Annotated in this window: 1 protein-coding gene; it reads left to right on the top strand. The window is 75.0% G+C overall.

Annotated features, from left to right (window positions below; translation table 11 throughout):
• The coding region (locus HLK59_RS50155; RefSeq protein ID WP_171148350.1) for a tetratricopeptide repeat protein at nt 1–1,046 on the top strand (1,046 nt) is incomplete at both ends.

Here is a 1,046-nt window from a genome sequence, read left to right as displayed (position 1 = left end):
GGACGGCACAACGCGGGGCTCAGCCTGGGCCGGCTCGGCCGCTGGGCGGAGGCCGGTGAGGTGCACCGCGCGGTGGCCGCAGAGCGCGAGCACCTGCTCGGCCCCGACCACCCGGACACCCTCGCCAGCCGCTACGAGGTCGGGTTCTCCCTCTCCCGCACCGGACGGCCCGCCGACGCGCTGATCGAGTTCACCCACGTCACCCAATCCAGGGAGCGAGTGTTCGGCCCGGACCACCCCGACACCCTCGCCGCCCGTCAGGAAATGGCGTACGTCCTGGGCCAGTTGGGCCGTCACTTCGACGCCCACCAGGTCTACACGTCCGTCCTCGCCGCCCGCGAGCGCACCATGGGCCCCGACCACTCCGACACCCTGCGCTGCCGCCACAACCTCGCCTTCAACCTCAGCCGGCTCGGCCGCCTGGAGGACTCCTACCGCATGGCCTGCGACGTCGCGGCGGCCCGCGCGCGCGTCCTGGGCCCCGCCCACCCCGACACCCTGGCCACCCGCTACGAAGTCGCCTACGCCCTGGGACAGTTGGGCCGCTGGCCGGAAGCCCTCCAGACCTACCGCGAGGTCGCCGAGGCCCGCGCACAGGCCCTCGGCCCCGACCACCCGGACACCCTCGCCGCCCGCTACGAGGTCGGCATCAGCCTCGGCCGCCTCGGCCGCAGCGCGGAGGCGCTCCAGCTCTACCGCGACCTGATCGACGACCGCACCCGCGTCCACGGCCCCACCCACTCCGAGACCCTCCGCGCCCGCCACGGCCTCGGACTCAACCTCGGCCGCCTCGGCCGCTGGGAAGAGGCTCTCACCGAGTCCCGCGACGTGTGCGCCATCCGCGAGCGCGTCCTGGGCCCGGAGCACCCCGACACCCTGGTCAGCCGCCGCGAGGTCGCCGTGGGCCTGGGCTGGCTGGGCCGCTGGGCCGACGCCCTCACCGAGTACCGCAGAGTCGCCGCCGCCCGCGAACGCGTCCTGGGCGCCGACCACCCCGACACCCTCGCCAGCCGCAACGACGAGGCCCACTGCCTCGAACAGCTCGG

Origin of the sequence: Streptomyces sp. S3(2020) (genome assembly GCF_013044505.1) — a bacterium.
Classification (GTDB): domain Bacteria; phylum Actinomycetota; class Actinomycetes; order Streptomycetales; family Streptomycetaceae; genus Streptomyces.
The sequence above is the reverse complement of the archived record's forward strand: the minus strand, read 5'-3'. Positions and strand labels throughout refer to the sequence as shown.